This window comes from Paenibacillus sp., assembly GCF_048976745.1.
In the GTDB taxonomy this organism is placed as follows: domain Bacteria; phylum Bacillota; class Bacilli; order Paenibacillales; family Paenibacillaceae; genus Paenibacillus.
Window position 1 is genome coordinate 142,803 of the sequence record NZ_JBHGUU010000008.1, and the last position, 16,812, is coordinate 159,614.

Genomic DNA, 16,812 nt, shown 5'->3' on the forward strand with positions numbered 1-16,812 from the left:
AGCGGTCCTTTTCAGGAACCGCTTTTTGCTTTGGCTTGAGGCTGATCTTTGCTCTTCTGAAGCACAAAATACGCACAGCCAAAGTTACAATATTCATTGATATAATCCACCATACTGGCGATCGTGGAATCCTTCGTCGCTTTTGGATGGTTATCACGGTAAAAACCTTTTAACCTTAACTGGCTATAACCCCAGTCACCGATAATATAATCATAACGCTCCAGCACCTCACTGTAACGATCACGGAAGACCTCTGGATTCCAGCCCTCTTTGTGGTTCTGGACGATCTCATAATTTTTGCCGCCGATCTGTACAATGACCGGTTCTTTGGGCTTTTCTTCAACTGATTCAACAACCGATTCATGAACCGGCTCCTGGATCTGCTCCTGAAGTTGGTCCTGAATCTGTTCTTGTTCTGTGATTTTTTCTTCTTCCAATCCGGTATCCTCCATCACACGTGTGTTGCCGCCTGCTCAGCATGTTTGGTAGCCGATTTCACCTGTTCATGCGCATGGTAGGAGCTGCGTACCATCGGGCCGGATTCGACGTGGCTGAACCCACGTTTTAATCCTTCCTGTTTCAATGCAGCAAACTCCTCTGGCGGATAATACTTTTCAACATACAGATGTTTCTCCGATGGCTGCAAATATTGACCAATCGTCATAATATCACAGTCCACCGCACGAAGATCATCCATTGTTGATAAAATTTCATTATATTCCTCACCCACACCAAGCATAATGCTTGATTTCGTTGGGATGTTAGGTTGCATTTCTTTGGCACGAGCAAGCAATTCCAATGAACGTTTATATTTTGCCTTGGCACGCACTTTATCTGACAACCGCTCAACCGTCTCAATATTGTGATTCAGAATGTCCGGTTTGGCATCCATCACAATCTGCAAAGATTCCCGATCGCCCAGAAAGTCTGGAATGAGTACTTCAACGCTGCACAATGGTAACCGCCGCCGTACGGCCTTCACCGTCTCTGCAAAAATCGTAGCTCCTCCATCCTTCAGATCATCCCGAGCTACACTTGTAATTACGCAGTGTTGCAGATTCATCTGCTCTGCTGCTTCCGCCACACGTTCTGGTTCCTGCAAATCAAGCTCCGTTGGCAAGCCTGTATTCACCGCGCAAAAACGGCATGCCCTTGTGCAAATATCGCCCAAAATCATAAAAGTGGCCGTTCGATTGGCCCAGCATTCATAAATATTCGGACACCGCGCTTCCTCACATACTGTATGCAGCGTTTTGGAACGCATCATGGTTTTCATTTCCTGATAGTTATCGCCGGTTGTCAATTTAATCCGAATCCAATCCGGCTTCGGTTCTTTAACACGTTTAGCCAATGCATAAACCTTCTTTCTACTGAAGTTAGGCTGTTGCTCGGAACATATTATACCATGAAAGCGTTGGAAAAACCCCCATTTGTCACATCTTGTGCATTCATGCCCAATATGGACAATTTGTTTCATTCCATTCATCCCATGAGCTTACATGGATAAAATGAGAACTTTTGAAGAACGCTAACCTTTAGCTTGGTTCATCGGGTACCTTGTATCATTCTAATGGAAAGGGGCTGCTTCCCAGTGCAACAACGCTTGACCCTCAAGCACACGTACCGATTTTGGATCAAAACATTACTTGCAGGTACTCTACTTCTCCCATTCTTGCCTGTTGAAGTTTACAGTGAACCCGTAGATGCCGCTCCCAAACCACAGGCTGCCGAGTTAAAGCCCGCAGAAATTTTTGCTGCACGCCGACATTTATACGAGACCATCGGTCAGATGACTCAGATTCCCTGGTACAGGCTTGCCGCCATTGATCAGTATGAACGAACGATTACTCGTGCACACCCGAAGGATCGCAAACATCCTGAGCGTCTTACAGGTATCTTCATGACCCCTCCGGCCTGGAGAGGATGGCTTAATCCCGATGAGACGGATCAACATCCGGAATCCATTCTTTTTTTCAAAGGATATGGACGTGATGGTTCTGGAGACGGTATTGCGGATGCCAACAATGATCAGGATGTACTGTACAGCATGGCTTCGGTTATTCAAGGTTACGGAAACAAGCAGGAGGACTTCAACATTGCCTTGTGGGAATATTATCACAACTCCCGTGCTGTGCAACGGATACAGCAATTTGCGAAGTTATATGAGCATTTTGACAATCTGGATCTGTTTGGACATGCCTTTCCGGTTCCACTGGGAACCAATTACTCCTATCGTAGCACCTGGGGTACCAAACGAAGCTGGGGCGGATATCGCATTCACGAGGGAACGGATATCTTCGCTCCACACGGTCTGCCGGTGCGCAGCACCTGTTATGGGGTCGTGGAAATCAAAGGCTGGAACCCGTTTGGCGGCTGGCGCATCGGTATCCGGGATTTGAACAATCATTACCACTATTACGCCCATCTCTCGGGTTTTGACAAAAGTGCACGCATCGGTGAAGTGGTCATCCCCGGCCAGGTTGTAGGTTGGGTTGGCAGTTCTGGATACGGAAAACCGGGGACACAGGGCAAATTTCCTCCACATCTCCACTATGGGATCTACCGGGACAGCGGACTGCACGAATGGTCGTTCGATCCTTATCCACAACTGAAACATTGGGAACAGGAAGAACGCAGACAAAAGAACAAGAAAAACAAGTGAGACGAGAATATGTCCATATAAACGTTTCCGCTAGGCGTACGATGAGCATTCGAAAAAGGGACCTCTTGATTAGAGGCCCCTTTTTCGAATTTTGTACTGAAAGTCGTTTTACCAGTAATCGCTGTGATTCACGGGTGCGCGTCCTTATTAGACTGTGATCCCCCATTCACATCGGGCAAATTATCCGGTTCAAATTCAAGTTCACTTCCTTGCGAATGGTCGGATGGCGTCTGTTGCTGGTTCTGGCTAGGGGGATTCGTAGTCACTCCACTACCGCTTGATACACCCGTATGACCGGATGGGAGCGCAATAGCCGGGGCATTACTGCCGTTACTGCCCACTGGCTTGCCCTGATTATCGTAATAATACATTGGCACATCCCCAACAACCAACAGATAGGATATCGGGATTTCCGTATCAACCGTTTCGGGCTCCATGTCGAAGGGCACCACAACTGCGACCTCAGCAATGATGTGAATGTACACTTCCACCAAAATCATGTTAATACCCGCATTTTGCTGACGGGTGTTCAGGTCCACTTTGACAGCGCCTTGGGGCTCAATACGAACCGGTATACTCGGGCCAAATGAAGCCATCACCGGACTTCCCAACGCCTGGCCTAACGGGATTTTTTCTTTTAACATGTGTACATTCTGCAGCGTGGATTGCACGATATTCATCGTACTTGCGGTGATGCGCATATGCTCATTATAGTTCAGCATGAAACCGGACACTTTCCCGGCGGTATCCGTCTTCCAATCAATCAGTCCTTCGTTGGTTTTGCCATCTGCAACCTGTGCTGTAATCGCCTTGTTGATCGCTTCAGTCGCAATCTGCTTCACTCTGATCTTGGCCAAGTGCATGATGGGTGGCTTCATTTTCTTATCTACATAAGCAAAGCCCTGCATCAAACAAAACGCGGTGACCAATAAAATGATCAACCACATTTTGCGTTTGCCGCTTGGCGGCTTACGGCGTCTCCGGCTTCGCCATTTTCTTCTCATCATCGAAGTGTCCCTCCCCTGCGGGATGAGCTATAGGCTATATGTTAACCTTATGCACCGTTGTCCCGAAAAAGAAGGACAGTACGTGGACACTGGACAGAAAGTAACAACAACATTAGAGGACAAGTACTCAGTACTCCTTATTGCGAACCTAACCGGAAATCGGAAACTACATAAACAGAGCTAAAAAAGCCTTTCGCCCGCAGATTACGCTGCAAGGCAAAAGGCTCTATGTCGAGACCACCTAAAGATTCAGGTAATGTCTATCCTTTTATTTCGGAACAGATTCCCAGTCTTTCAGGAAACGTTCAATCCCGCTGTCCGTCAGTGGGTGTTTCCAAAGTGTCGGCAGAAGCGAACCCGGAATGGTGGCAATGTGCGCACCGGAAAGGGCTGCATCTTCTACATGTTTGATATTGCGAATGCTTGCTGCGATAATCTCGGAAGGCAGATCATACATGTCCAGAATCAGACGCAGATCCCGAATCAATTTCATACCATCCACCGCAATATCATCCAAGCGACCAACGAATGGACTGATGTAGGTTGCACCGGCTTTCGCCGCCATCAGGCCCTGTGCTGCGGAGAAGATCAGCGTGACATTGGTTTTGATCCCTTTTTGCGTCAACTCATGACAAGCGTACAGCCCATCTTCGGTCATCGGCAATTTAATGACTACATTCGGTGCCCATTCTGCAATTTCATAAGCTTCCTTCAACATATCCTCGGCTTTGAGACCGATGACTTCAGCACTGACCGGGCCTTTAACAACGCCACAGATCTCCTGAATGACTTCTTTAAATACGCGACCTTCTTTGGCAATCAAAGACGGGTTAGTCGTGACTCCATCCACCAGACCCAGACGTTCGATCCGTTTGATTTCTTCCACATTCCCTGTATCCAAGAAAAATTTCATGATATGTTACCTCCACTTGATGAATTCGTAAACACGATATAAGTCATTACCCGATTCTCATCATATGTTAACAGTTATATATAAAATTAATTTTTCTCTACAGCGTGACCGCCAAATTCATTACGCAATGCTGCTACCACTTTACCTGTGAATGTATCTGTTTCCAGGGAACGGTAACGCATCAGCAAGGACAACGCGATAACCGGAGTAGCGGTTTGAAGGTCAAATGCCGTTTCTACCGTCCAACGTCCTTCGCCAGAAGAGTGCATTACGCCTTTGATTTCATCGAGGTTTGCATCTTTGGAGAAGGCACGTTCTGTCAGCTCCATCAACCAAGAGCGGATAACGGAACCGTTGTTCCATACGCGAGCCACTTGTTCGAAGTCGAAGTCAAATCCACTTTTCTCCAATACGTCAAAACCTTCACCGATGGATGCCATCATACCGTACTCGATACCATTGTGTACCATTTTGAGGAAGTGACCGCTGCCCGCTTTACCTGCATACAGGTAGCCGTTCTCAACGGAAGTATCTTTGAATGCCGGTTCAACGATGGCCCAAGCTTCAGGGTCTCCACCGATCATATAACATGCTCCATTACGTGCACCTTCCATACCGCCTGATGTACCTGCATCCATGTAGTGAATGCCTTTAGGTTTCATCTCTTCGTAACGGCGGATGGATTCTTTGTAGTGGGAGTTACCCGCTTCAATAATGATGTCACCTTTGGACAACAATGGACTAACTTCAGCCAGCACAGCATCTACCACGTTGTGAGGGACCATGATCCACAATACACGTGGGGATTCGAGCGAAGCCACCATCTCTGCGTATGAAGATACGCCTTCAGCGCCGTATTCTTTCATTTCATTTACTGCTTCAGCGTTCAGGTCAAAAGCAACCACTTCGTGTTTGTGATCAATCAAGTTTCTACCCAGGTTCAATCCCATTTTTCCTAATCCGATAAGTCCAAGTTTCATTTCAAAATCCTCCTGTTATGAATAATGTTTAAATTTCATGTGCGCTCAATATTAAAAATAAGTGCTTAACGTTTGGCGAAGTAACCGTTCCGGTAATCGTTCTTTTGATCGCTGTTATCCCCAGATTTTTTTTGAATCTCCTATATAGGAGAAAATCCGGGGATAAAGGCGAACGCTTTGCTTCTACAGAATCGATTTCGTCCCCTACACTACATTCTCAGCGTTTAAGCCAACCCATTTTCAAAACTGAACAGCTAATCTATATTCAAAAATTTTCACGGCCTTCCGGCCACATAACCGGAAGGGCTTATGCAAAATTGGAACGGTATATTCGTAATAGATACTGTGTTATATAATTTACACCTTCGATCCAACTCGCTTCTGAGTTCAAGCTCTAAGGTAATAAAACATCTCGTTCTATATCCTGCTGACTTGGAAGAAGCATTTGGATTGTGCAAAATGTTCATGGGTGAGCAGAACGGATTGTACTGTTGTTTTTACTATTGTGTTCTCTTATGCTCGCTTTTTCGTTTCACTTACCACCAACGGTATCCGTCTGCTGCTGTCAGGCGATCTGCTGACTCTGGTCCATGCGAACCAGCGCTGTACGTATCCAGTGGCACGCTGCCTGCTTCGAATGCTTTCTGAATTGGTTGCACCCATTGCCATGCCAGCTCCACTTCGTTCCAGTGAGCAAAGAAGGTGGAATCTCCACGCATCGCATCAAAGATCAAGTTCTCGTAGGCTTCAGGGATGTTACGTTTACCTGAGTTGAAGGTCATATGCATCGGTTCCACTTCACCATGGTTCAACGGATTCTTCGCATTTAATTGAAGGGAAATACTTTCTCCCGGACCAATTTCAATCGTAAGCAAGTTAGGTTCCGTTGTATTCTCGGATTCATGCCCCGTTTTGAGTGGAGACTTGAATTCAACAACGATTCTGGTGGATTTCTCAGCCAGGCGTTTACCTGTACGGATATAAAATGGAACCTCGCTCCAGAATGGATCATCGATCCACAATCTCGCGGCAACATAGGTCTCGTTTTGAGATCCAGCTGGGATGCCAGGCTCGTCCAGATATCCAACAACCGGAGCACCTTGCAGCTCGCCTGCGGCATATTGTGCACGAACAACTTCAGTAGCGACGTTTTCTTTCGTCAGAGGACGAAGTGCTTCAGCAATTTTTTGCTTTTTGAATTGAATTTCTTCCGGTGTGCAGCGTTTTGGCAAATGCAAACCGATCATCATCAGCAACTGAAGCATATGGTTTTGGAACATGTCACGAAGGGCACCGCTTTGGTCGTAATACGCGGCGCGTTCTTCAACACCCACCGTCTCACTTGCCGTGATCTGTACATTGGCAATATAACGATTAGACCACAACGCCTGAATTACCGGATTCGCATAAGTGAGCGTCTCAATATTTTGAACCATTGGTTTACCGAGGAAATGGTCAATGCGATAGATCTCTTCTTCCGCAAAGGTATTGCTCAATTTTTCATTCAGATCACGAGCCGATTGCAGGTCGTGTCCAAAAGGTTTTTCGATAATCAGTTTTTTCCAGCCTTTAGTGTTACCCAGGCCACTTTCTTGAATATTCAATGCGATTGGCTCAAAGAATTCCGGTGCTACCGACATGTAGAACATGCGGTTTTCGGGAATGTTAAGCTCTTGTTCACGCTGTTGAACCAGTTCCAACAGTTTGGTGTAATCTTCAAGCTTCGTATTATTTAGAGAACAATAACGGAAAGCGCCAATGAAATCACGAACTTGAGATGCTTCTTCCGGCGTCTGACGTGAGAATTCATGCAGTGACTTTTCCACATTCGCCTGGAAGTCCGTATCGGACAACTCACGTCGTCCCAAACCAATAACGGAGAAGGATTTCGGCATTTTCTGATCCATGTACAAGTTATATAATGCAGGATAAATCTTGCGTTTGGCTAAATCGCCTGTTGCCCCGAACAGGACAAATGTCATTGCATCCATTGGAGTGCCTCCTGTGATCTGTGCAGTATAGTATATGATGTTGCAAAATGTTCAAATCCAAGCATGACAAAAGACGGAATAAGTGGGTGTGTTCCCCGCCTTGCCTCCGTTTATATAACACACCTGAATTCAACCATGGAACATTCCTTCTCTCCACAACCTGTGTTTAGGTTATAAATTGTAACCATTTGAATTAACGTTACCCATATTACACCTGTCGTCACAATTCGTCAATAATCGTGTCGAACCTGTGAACTCCAGTGTTTATAGGGTTTTTATTTGATGATAACGCTTTATGTGGTAACATTAATAACAATTGGTATGTGACATTTAACACATATGGCCTGTGGACATGTAGGTTACAATAAGTATACTAATGATATTACAGGCAATACTAAATCAAAGGAGCACAATCATGAGCGATGATGAGAATGCCAAGCAAATATGCACAAAAGTGGAACAATCTTATCAGATCATTGGCCGAAAATGGGTAGCCCTCATTATCCATGCGTTGATGGAGGAACCCAAGCGCTTCAGTGAGATTCACGCTTATATCCCTGACTTGAGCAAACGTGTGTTAAATGAGCGAATGAAGGAATTGGAGGAAGAAGGACTCGTGGTTCGCCATGTGGTCACGGAACGTCCAGTTCGGACTGAATATATGTTGTCACGAAAAGGGACGGAACTGGGGAGAGCGCTAAGCGCCGTGGAACGTTGGGCTGATAAGTGGCTGTAACATTGCGGCGAGGAAGCCTTACTATATTAATTTGGATGATAACTATACAAAGCAACATACGTAATAACGTCATTCCAAAAAATATGAATGGATACATTCAGTGTATTTTTAGAGTACAAAAGTGTCACAGACCTAAAAACAGATGCCATTTCTCAATGTCATGAGACGGCATCTGTTTTTCACATTATATATTACAAATCCAACTTACTTCCAAGCGTAATATTCGAATCCTCGAAGTTCTCTACCGTCTTCTTTTTTTCATAAAAGTGTACGGCATGTTGCATAATTCCTTCTCTTGTGTAAAATGCGTCTTCCGCCCCTAGTGGAAAAACAACCTTTTCCCCCGTACTTGCTGATTTGTAGATGCCTACAATCAGTTCAAGCGTATTACGACCACTTTCGCCGTCCACCAGAAGGGGAGATCCTGTTTCAATAGCGTTTAACACATTCTCAACTTGCCCAGCATGACCGATATGAGTAACATCCGGCAATTCGTCAGCGAACTTCTGAATCTGGTGTTCCAACTCTCGATTCGGTTCCGGAAATCCGTTATTCCGCGCGGTAGAAGCAACCACTTTCCAAGGTGCAGATACCCGGGCTTTTTTCCCCTGAAAAATTAACTGCTGCGCCTCTCCGTGATGTACAACGGAACTGGTAATCATGCCGAGTGCACCTTCCTGGAAGCGCAGCATCGCCATGGATATATCCTCAACTTCGGCATTATCATGTGCGGTATTCGCCATCATGGCCTGCAATTCCACTGGAGGTCCCATCATCCAAAGCATGGCATCAATGTGATGCACCGCATGATTGAGGGTACAACCTCCACCTTCTTTTTCCCATGTCCCACGCCACCACAGATCATAATAATTGTGACCCCGCCACCAGAACGAATCAACCTGCACATGTACCATAGGGCCCATCTGTTTACTATCTAACACCCCTTTCAGCTTCATTATCGGTGTCGTAAACCTATTCTGGGCTACAACGGATAGTAGCCTGCCACTTTCTTGCGCTACTTTCAGCATCAGATCTGCTTCCTCCAGAGAGGAAGCCATCGGTTTTTCGACCAACACATGCGCACCTGCCTGCATGAAATCACACGCAATTGAAGCATGTGTATACGGCGGCGTACAGACGGATACCAGATCAATGTTTTGGGCAAGTAATTCTGTGTAATCCATGACGGCTTGTGCACCTTCCAGACCATATTCATTAATTCGCTTCTGTGCTTTTTCCAGGTAGATATCGACCACAGCAACAATCTGACATCGCTCAGGGAATGCCAAATATGCTGAGATATGTGCTCCACTAATTGCACCTGCTCCGATAATCGCCACTTTTAACATCGTTACATACCTCCCTTATCCCCTTCACAATACACAATAATAAAGCGCTTTTATGCGTTCATCTTGTGCTAAAATAAAACTATCTTGCGCATGATAAGGGAGGGTTCATGATGTCCATCATCCTGGGAGAACAATTTAAACTAACCTGTCGTCGTACATCCAACACTACGTTTCGCGAAGTGTTCCATGCTCATTCGCAGATGGAGATAGCCTATATTCACGAAGGATATGGGCAGTTGATAACCGAAGGTCAGGTTTTCTCCCTTGAACCTGGTATGCTCATAATTTTTAGACCCTTTCAATTGCATCACTTCCAGATTCAATTATCCAGCCAGCGGCCTTTTATCAGAAACGTGCTTATGTTTGAGCTTGAACTATTGAAGGCACATTGGTCGCATTTTATGGCGACTCACCGTTTCATACATGACCTGCTGGGAGAGCAATCTCCGATTCAGCCGATCCGACTTGCTGCCACTTCCCCACTCATTCAACGAATGGAACAATTCGATAAGACCTATCCTGCACTACTACCTCATGAAGCTGGGGAGGATACCTGTCTCTTTGTACTTGATTCACTTACGCAACTTCGTTACTTATGGAAAGATCTCGTCATTCAGGATCTAAAGGCCCCTGCCGCATCCAGTACAGTAATCCTTCATCCTCATGCCGAAGCTGCTATGCAGTGGATTGAACAGCATTATTCAGAGCCTTTCCATTTGGAGCAGATCGCAGATACACTTCACCTATCTCCTTATCATCTGTCTCATGTCTTCAAAAAAGCAACTGGCACCACCATCGTTGCTTATACTCAAGCCACCCGCATTCGTCATGCCTGTGTGCTGCTCACCAGTTCCTCGCTCACCGTTCCCGAGATCGGTCATCGCGTCGGTATGACGAGTCCGTCCTACTTTTGTAAAGTATTCCGTAAAGCCACAGGTTCTACACCGCATCAATATCGTTTGAAGGTGCAGGGGAGGAAGTAATGGATTACAATATTTAGATTACAACATAAAGAAAGAAGCGAAAGAATTCATCCCCGCTTCTTCTCCACTTTCACAGTTCACCCGAATTAACGCAAATTGAGCTCTAACCGTTTCAAATAGGGGATTAGGCGTCTCTCTAGCTGGTTTAAATCATCCTTCTGCTCCGCCGACAAACGTTCCTCATGAATACTTCCATCCTTGTCCATCACCATAACTTTGTATTTCTTCATTTGTTCATAGACAGACTTGAACTCACGATATTGTTCCTTGGTAAATGTTTTCTCTGCCTGTTCCAACTGTTCCGTCCAAAATTGCTCCTCGTCCATCCTTTTTTTGGAGGACCCTACACTCACAGCTTCCAGCTTCTCGAAAAACGGTTCCAGCTCAGCTGCAAGAAGGTTATATCTTTCCTGTTCCACTGTACTCAACTGCTCTGGATGCAAATTGCCTTGTGAATCGGCATACTTCACGGCCATTTGCCCCATTTGCTTCAACAGGTCTATATATTGAACAAATTCTTCTTCGCTGAAATGGGCCTTGGCCGTCTGCAGCTTCGCTTCCAACCTCATATAATCCTCAGCTGTTCCCCCCATAGCTGTGATGTTTTCCTGTGAACCGTATATTCCGTCTGCGAGATAGGTGTACCCTGCATAAGCTCCCGTGGGAATAATGAGTACAGCAGCCAATAGCCCCGTGACCAGCCATTTTTTTCGGTTTCTTTTGATGTGTGAGTCACGTCGAATACTATCCATCATTTTATGTTTAATGCTCGCAGGAACGGACCAATCTTTGGTTTCTTCCTGGTAGGCTGTTCGCAACTGTTCATCAAGTTTCATGCAGATCCTCCACCTTTCCCCGCAACCTTGGATTCATCTTCTCTTTTTGTCTCAACTTCGCCAGCGCCGCATGAATGCGCGATTTTACGGTTCCAAGCGGAATCGCCAATATGCCAGCAATCTCCTCTTGCGTATATTCATTCAAATAATGAAGTGTGACCACCTGCTGCAGCTTGTAAGGCAAACGGCGCACCTGTTCCAGCAGAGGACGATTAGCGAGTTTGTTAACCAAATCCGTGGAAAAATCATATTCCAATCCCACGTCAGATTTTTCGATTCGCTTGCCAAACCGAAACTGCATCAATCTTTTGCGTCGATAATTCTGAACCTGTCGCATCGTCACACCCATTAACCAGGGACAAAAAGCACGCTCCGCATCATATCGCGCCAATGATCGATACGCCTGAATATAAATCTCCTGTACCACATCTTCCGCGTCAGACTTGTCCTTAATGAGAAATCGCACAGTTTGATATACACCCGTCACTGTTTTCTCATATAATTCTCCATACGCTTCTTCATGCCCCGCACGTATTAACATTACAAGTTTTATGTACTCATCTTGCTCACTCATTATCCATCCCCTTCCTCCTTACACTATATATTGGCATGCCCGCATTATTTCGTTCGATTTATTTATGTTCCGTTCAGATGAAAATATTGGTACTCAATCGAGCTTGCTAATACCTTCCTTTGTAGAAACTTTACTTGATATATAAACTCGTGCCACTTGATCACCACTCCTGAATAGTTCCGCCTATTCAAGTCTTGCCAGTACATTGGCAAGGCTTTTTTCTCTTGAATCCAGTTGTTTGGCTTTACTTATGTAATCTTTAGTTTTTCTTCAGAAATATGCTCATTAATTCCTTAGTTTTATTCATTAAGATTGCTATATCAACTAGAGAGGAGGCAAAACAATGATCAGTAATACGATCTTGGAGCTACTTCATCAGTATGGATTTCTGATTTTTTATTTTGCCTTCTCCTTAGGGCCTTTCGGCATTCCAATTCCGAATGAGATCACGATTATCAGCGGTGCCATTTTAAGTCATACAGGAGTTATTAATTCATGGATCACGTACTTCTGTATTTTATCAGGACTATTAACGGCCCTTACCTTTGCTTATTTCGCAGGGAAGTTATTTGGAACCAAGATAAAATACAGATTTCAACATCATAAACACTTCGTTAAGGCGGAACTGATGCTGAATAAGAGTGGCAATTGGGCCATATGCATCGGATTGTTCATTCCAATCGTGCGTTATGTTCTCCCATTGGTCATTGGGCTAAGTGGCGTAAGATATCGTCAATTTGCTCTCATTGCATATTCCAGCGCTGTGCTCTGGACCATGACGTATTTTACAGCAGGAATCTATTTCGGCGGCCCCATGCTATCGACGCTTCAATTATTACATTTCTAACTGGTTTGGATAACATCACATATATGGAGGAACCACAAACATGAATTCCAATGAACCCATTTTATTTCTGAAAAGCTTTCTTCAAAGTCCTAAACATGTTGGCAGTATCATACCCAGTTCCCGGTTTCTCGCCAGCAAAATGGTGAAGCAAGCGTCTTGGCTGGAGGCAAAAGCCATCGCCGAACTCGGATCAGGTACAGGTGCTATCACTCGTTATATTCAACAACAGGTACAAGATTCCACCAAAGTCCTGTTGTTTGAAATGAACGAGACGATGAGAAATAATCTGCAAACCGCATACCCGGAATTCTCCCGTTATCCAGATGCTGCTCGATTAGTGGAATCCATGAATCAAGAGGGCATTCAGCACCTGGATTACATTTTTAGCGGATTGCCCTTCTTCAACTTTGAGCCTGAATTAAGAAATACGTTGGTACAGCAGATCTATAAGGCACTCAAACCCGGAGGGTTATTCATCGCCTTTCAATATTCACTTCAAATGAAAAAATTATTATCCGAACACTTTATCATCGAAAAAATAGAATTAGTGCCTTTGAATGTGCCACCTGCGTTCGTTTATGTCTGTCGCAAAAAGGAAACAATTTAAACAGCCTGTGCTATCGTTTACACTACTATTATCCTAATTTATAAGGAGTGTTGAATTGTGAATACCGTTCTCGTGGTTGATGATGAACCCGATATCCGTGATGTCATTCATGTCTATTTACGTAACGAAGGATACCTTGTCATTGAGGCAACCAATGGTGAAGAAGCGCTAAATATAATTAAAACAACATCGGTCCAACTCATAATACTGGATGTCATGATGCCCGTTATGGATGGAATCAAAGCCTGCTTCAAAATAAGAGAAGTATCAGCGACTCCCATTATTATGCTATCCGCCAAGGAAGAAGATATTGATAAAATCACAGGCCTGACTACCGGGGCCGACGATTACATGGTGAAGCCTTTTAATCCTCTAGAATTACTGGCTCGCGTTAAAGCTCAGTTACGACGTCAAACATTGATCGGGAAACCGGAATCGAGTTCACTAATCCTCATTAAGGACCTTGTCATTGATACAAGCAAGCATTCAGTAAAGTTAAAAGAGAATGACATTTCACTAACACCTCTGGAGTTCTCCATTCTGGTATTACTTGCGAGTCATCCCGGACAAGTATTCAGCTCCGAGAAGATTTACGAAACCGTATGGAAAGAACCTTACGGGTATTCGGATAATACGGTGATGGTTCATATTCGTAATCTGCGAGAAAAGCTGGAATTGACTCCACGAGAACCTCAGTATATTAAAACGGTATGGGGAGTAGGTTATAAAATTGATTAAACGATTACAGCAATCCAAACAAACGAAAAAAATACAGATCCATATCCTCAATCGAATGGTGATCAGTTTTGTAATTTCAATTGTCGGATCAGTGATTATCAATAATACCCTTATTACGATTGTGGCAAAAATCAGCGAAGGTTTGGAGTGGAACTGGATTCTCAACTACTTCCCTTATATTCTGACACCTATATTTATCTTAATTTTTACGCTTACTTTTTTGGGTTCCACACGAAAAATTGTAAAAGACATCATTTCACTGGAGCAAGGGCTTCATATCATATCTGAAGGTAATTTAAACTACAGGGTTCCTGTAGTTCGACAAGATGAACTGGGCCGGGTTGCTTCCAACATTAATCATATGACTGAACAGTTGCAGATACAGATGAGCAAGGAACGCGAGTTGGAAAAATCCAAGATGGACATGATCACAGGCATCTCACATGACCTGCGTACACCGCTTACCAGCATAATTGGTTATATTGAACTTCTCAAATCAGAATCTTTTCAAGACAAAGCTGAGTATGACCGCTTCATTCAAAACACCTATAACAAAGCAACGCATTTGAAGAAGTTACTCGATGATCTATTTGAATACACACGTCTTAACGCAGTGAACACCCAATTGGATTTGAAAAAGGTTGACATATGTCAGCTATTGGATCAATTGTTGTTTGAATTCGAGGCTTTAGCTCAGGAGAATGGGGTTCATATTGAGAAAAAACTCGGTGATGCTCCAATCATGGTCTCCCTTGATAGTGATAAAATTGCACGAGCCATCGACAATCTTCTCATGAATGCACTGAAGTATTCCTTCAAACCAGGTACGATTCATGTTCGAATGAGTGTGCGGCATAATCACGTTACCATTGAAGTAGAGAATAAAGGCATGCCCCTAACGATAGAACAAAAAAACAGACTGTTTGATCGCTTTTATAAAGTGGATTATTCGAGGAATAGCGAAGGCATTCAATCAGGATCGGGTCTGGGTCTTTCTATTGCGAGGAACATTGCGGAGTTACACCAGGGGACTTTAACACTACAACATACACTTAACGTATTCGTCTTCCAGCTAAGCTTGCCTTCCAACATCAAGTGATACATCAATGAGTTCAACCATGGAGGATACCACGATGAAAACATCCGAACCGCTTCTTTTCCTGCAAGGATTTCTGAGGAACCCCAAACGAGTGGGCAGTCTCCTGCCCAGTTCCAAATTTTTGGCCCGTAAAATCGTCCAGTCTGTACGATGGGATGAGGTTAATACCATTGCTGAGCTGGGGCCAGGAACAGGTGCCGTCACACGTCTCATGAGAGCACATTTACCGCAATCTGCAACCGTGTTTTTATTTGAAAGAGACCCGAAAATGAGAATTAATTTGAAGCAAACCTATCCTGAATTCATGTTCCATTCGAATGCATCCTATCTATTTAAGAGGATCAATCAAGAACAGATTCATCAGTTAGATTGTATCATTTGCGGACTTCCCTTCTTTAATTTCTCCAGAGAAATGAGACAAAATATCCTGTCACAGATCCATACAGCTCTCCGACCTGGAGGCACATTAGTGTTATACCAATACTCACTTTATATGAAGAAACGTTTGGATGAGTTATTTGAGATCGAGAAAATACAATTTGAACCCCTCAGCTTCCCTCCTGTTTTTGTGTATGTTTGTCGTAAAAGGGAGGAACGCCCTAAATGAGAATTAAAAAAGACTGGAATTGGTTTAATCAACCTTCAACCAGTATCCAGTCTTCCATACGTTTTTCAGAAAATGTGAGTTATTTACTACCTAAACCATCCGCTGTCTCATCGCCTCAAACAACAAAATCGTCGCCGCCATTGCCGCGTTAAGCGACTCTGCCTGCCCCTGCATCGGGATCGTAATCGCATCATCTACCAAACGTGCCGTAGCATCTGAGATGCCTTTGCCTTCGTTACCAATGACAAGCCATACCGACTGCGTAAAATCATAACTATAACATGAATGCTCTGCCTGCAAAGAAGTACTGACCAGCTTCACGCCTGCAGCCTTCGCTTCTGGAAGCAAAGATTCCAACTGGCCCTCCACAATGGGCAGATGAAACAGTGACCCCATCGTCGAGCGAATCGTCTTCGGGTTATATACATCAGCACAGCCCGCGCCAAGTACGACCCCCGCTGCACCAGCGGCGTCCGCACTACGGATGATTGTCCCCACATTACCCGGGTCCTGCACCCCGTCCAGCACAACAACAAGCCCACGCGCTCCTGCGATCAGGCTTTCCAGTGGCTCACTGCCTTTACGCACAATTGCGAGTACAGGCTGCGGTGTCATCGTATCCGTACATTTAGCGATAACCGCAGGAGATACACTGACCCACTCCACACGCTGTAGTGGGTTCTCAAGCCCGGCGAGTTCGCTAGGTACGCCTCGCTCTCCATCGTACACAATGCACTCCAGATCTGCTCCGGCGCGCAACGCTTCCTGTACCAGATGAATGCCCTCAATAATATATTTATGTTGACGAGTACGATGCTTTTTCTCCAGCAACTGTGCCCATTCTTTTACCCGTGTATTTTGCGGTGATACAATATCCATCTTT

At 44.7% G+C, this 16,812-nt stretch carries 18 protein-coding genes; 8 read left to right on the top strand and 10 right to left on the bottom strand.

Going from position 1 to position 16,812, the window contains the following annotated elements:
* Window positions 1-11: 11 nt before the first annotated feature.
* Window positions 12-437, bottom strand: coding sequence for a YutD family protein (locus ACE3K2_RS15405; RefSeq protein WP_421891824.1), 426 nt, complete (start codon window positions 435-437; stop codon window positions 12-14).
* 14 nt (window positions 438-451) lie between these two features.
* Window positions 452-1,351: a lipoyl synthase gene (gene lipA / locus ACE3K2_RS15410; RefSeq protein WP_421891827.1), complete on the bottom strand. Its 900-nt coding sequence runs from the start codon at window positions 1,349-1,351 to the stop codon at window positions 452-454.
* Window positions 1,352-1,591: 240 nt separating this feature from the next.
* Between lipA and ACE3K2_RS15415 the strand changes: the two genes are divergently transcribed.
* Entirely contained in the window at window positions 1,592-2,662 is a 1,071-nt protein-coding gene (locus tag ACE3K2_RS15415) for a M23 family metallopeptidase (RefSeq protein ID WP_421891830.1), read from the top strand.
* A 128-nt stretch (window positions 2,663-2,790) separates the two neighbouring features.
* Here the strand turns inward: ACE3K2_RS15415 and yunB are convergent, their stop codons facing one another.
* From yunB to zwf, 4 genes are all read right to left on the bottom strand, one after another.
* On the bottom strand, window positions 2,791-3,669 hold the full coding sequence (gene yunB / locus ACE3K2_RS15420; RefSeq protein WP_421891833.1) for a sporulation protein YunB: 879 nt from the start codon (window positions 3,667-3,669) through the stop codon (window positions 2,791-2,793).
* Window positions 3,670-3,937: 268 nt separating this feature from the next.
* Window positions 3,938-4,582 (bottom strand): fructose-6-phosphate aldolase, encoded by a 645-nt coding sequence (fsa, locus tag ACE3K2_RS15425; protein ID WP_036605718.1) that lies wholly within the window; start codon window positions 4,580-4,582, stop codon window positions 3,938-3,940.
* A gap of 86 nt (window positions 4,583-4,668) precedes the next feature.
* Window positions 4,669-5,562, bottom strand: a complete 894-nt coding sequence (gene gnd, locus ACE3K2_RS15430; protein WP_145325054.1) for a phosphogluconate dehydrogenase (NAD(+)-dependent, decarboxylating) — start codon at window positions 5,560-5,562, stop codon at window positions 4,669-4,671.
* Between the two features lie 536 nt (window positions 5,563-6,098).
* Window positions 6,099-7,553 carry a glucose-6-phosphate dehydrogenase gene (zwf, locus tag ACE3K2_RS15435; protein ID WP_421891837.1) on the bottom strand — a complete coding sequence of 485 codons (1,455 nt, stop codon included), beginning with the start codon at window positions 7,551-7,553 and terminating at the stop codon, window positions 6,099-6,101.
* A gap of 415 nt (window positions 7,554-7,968) precedes the next feature.
* Between zwf and ACE3K2_RS15440 the strand changes: the two genes are divergently transcribed.
* Window positions 7,969-8,289 (top strand): winged helix-turn-helix transcriptional regulator, encoded by a 321-nt coding sequence (locus ACE3K2_RS15440; protein ID WP_036605715.1) that lies wholly within the window; start codon window positions 7,969-7,971, stop codon window positions 8,287-8,289.
* A 191-nt stretch (window positions 8,290-8,480) separates the two neighbouring features.
* Here ACE3K2_RS15440 and ACE3K2_RS15445 read toward each other — a convergent pair whose 3' ends face one another.
* Window positions 8,481-9,638, bottom strand: coding sequence for a Gfo/Idh/MocA family protein (locus ACE3K2_RS15445; RefSeq protein ID WP_421891840.1), 1,158 nt, complete (start codon window positions 9,636-9,638; stop codon window positions 8,481-8,483).
* Between the two features lie 107 nt (window positions 9,639-9,745).
* Between ACE3K2_RS15445 and ACE3K2_RS15450 the strand changes: the two genes are divergently transcribed.
* Entirely contained in the window at window positions 9,746-10,621 is an 876-nt protein-coding gene (locus ACE3K2_RS15450) for an AraC family transcriptional regulator (protein ID WP_421891843.1), read from the top strand.
* 86 nt (window positions 10,622-10,707) lie between these two features.
* Here ACE3K2_RS15450 and ACE3K2_RS15455 read toward each other — a convergent pair whose 3' ends face one another.
* A complete protein-coding gene (locus ACE3K2_RS15455; RefSeq protein ID WP_421891846.1) occupies window positions 10,708-11,457 on the bottom strand; it encodes a DUF3600 domain-containing protein in 750 nt (249 codons plus the stop codon).
* Window positions 11,447-12,031, bottom strand: a complete 585-nt coding sequence (locus tag ACE3K2_RS15460) for a sigma-70 family RNA polymerase sigma factor (protein WP_421891849.1) — start codon at window positions 12,029-12,031, stop codon at window positions 11,447-11,449. The genes ACE3K2_RS15455 and ACE3K2_RS15460 overlap by 11 nt, the downstream gene beginning before the upstream one ends.
* 343 nt (window positions 12,032-12,374) lie before the next feature.
* Between ACE3K2_RS15460 and ACE3K2_RS15465 the strand changes: the two genes are divergently transcribed.
* The 5 genes from ACE3K2_RS15465 to ACE3K2_RS15485 are packed head-to-tail and all read left to right on the top strand — an operon-like array spanning window position 12,375 to window position 15,929.
* Window positions 12,375-12,878: a DedA family protein gene (locus tag ACE3K2_RS15465; protein ID WP_421891852.1), complete on the top strand. Its 504-nt coding sequence runs from the start codon at window positions 12,375-12,377 to the stop codon at window positions 12,876-12,878.
* A 40-nt stretch (window positions 12,879-12,918) separates the two neighbouring features.
* Entirely contained in the window at window positions 12,919-13,485 is a 567-nt protein-coding gene (locus ACE3K2_RS15470; protein ID WP_421891855.1) for a class I SAM-dependent methyltransferase, read from the top strand.
* Between the two features lie 57 nt (window positions 13,486-13,542).
* The gene (locus ACE3K2_RS15475) at window positions 13,543-14,223 is read left to right on the top strand and encodes a response regulator (RefSeq protein ID WP_421891858.1); all 681 of its coding nucleotides are present in this window, start codon (window positions 13,543-13,545) and stop codon (window positions 14,221-14,223) included.
* Window positions 14,216-15,322: a sensor histidine kinase gene (locus tag ACE3K2_RS15480; protein WP_421891860.1), complete on the top strand. Its 1,107-nt coding sequence runs from the start codon at window positions 14,216-14,218 to the stop codon at window positions 15,320-15,322. Before ACE3K2_RS15475 ends, ACE3K2_RS15480 begins: the two co-directional genes overlap by 8 nt.
* A gap of 34 nt (window positions 15,323-15,356) precedes the next feature.
* Window positions 15,357-15,929, top strand: a complete 573-nt coding sequence (locus ACE3K2_RS15485) for a class I SAM-dependent methyltransferase (protein WP_421891863.1) — start codon at window positions 15,357-15,359, stop codon at window positions 15,927-15,929.
* Between the two features lie 90 nt (window positions 15,930-16,019).
* Here the strand turns inward: ACE3K2_RS15485 and ACE3K2_RS15490 are convergent, their stop codons facing one another.
* Entirely contained in the window at window positions 16,020-16,808 is a 789-nt protein-coding gene (locus ACE3K2_RS15490; RefSeq protein WP_421891865.1) for a TrmH family RNA methyltransferase, read from the bottom strand.
* Between the last annotated feature and the right edge of the window lie 4 nt (window positions 16,809-16,812).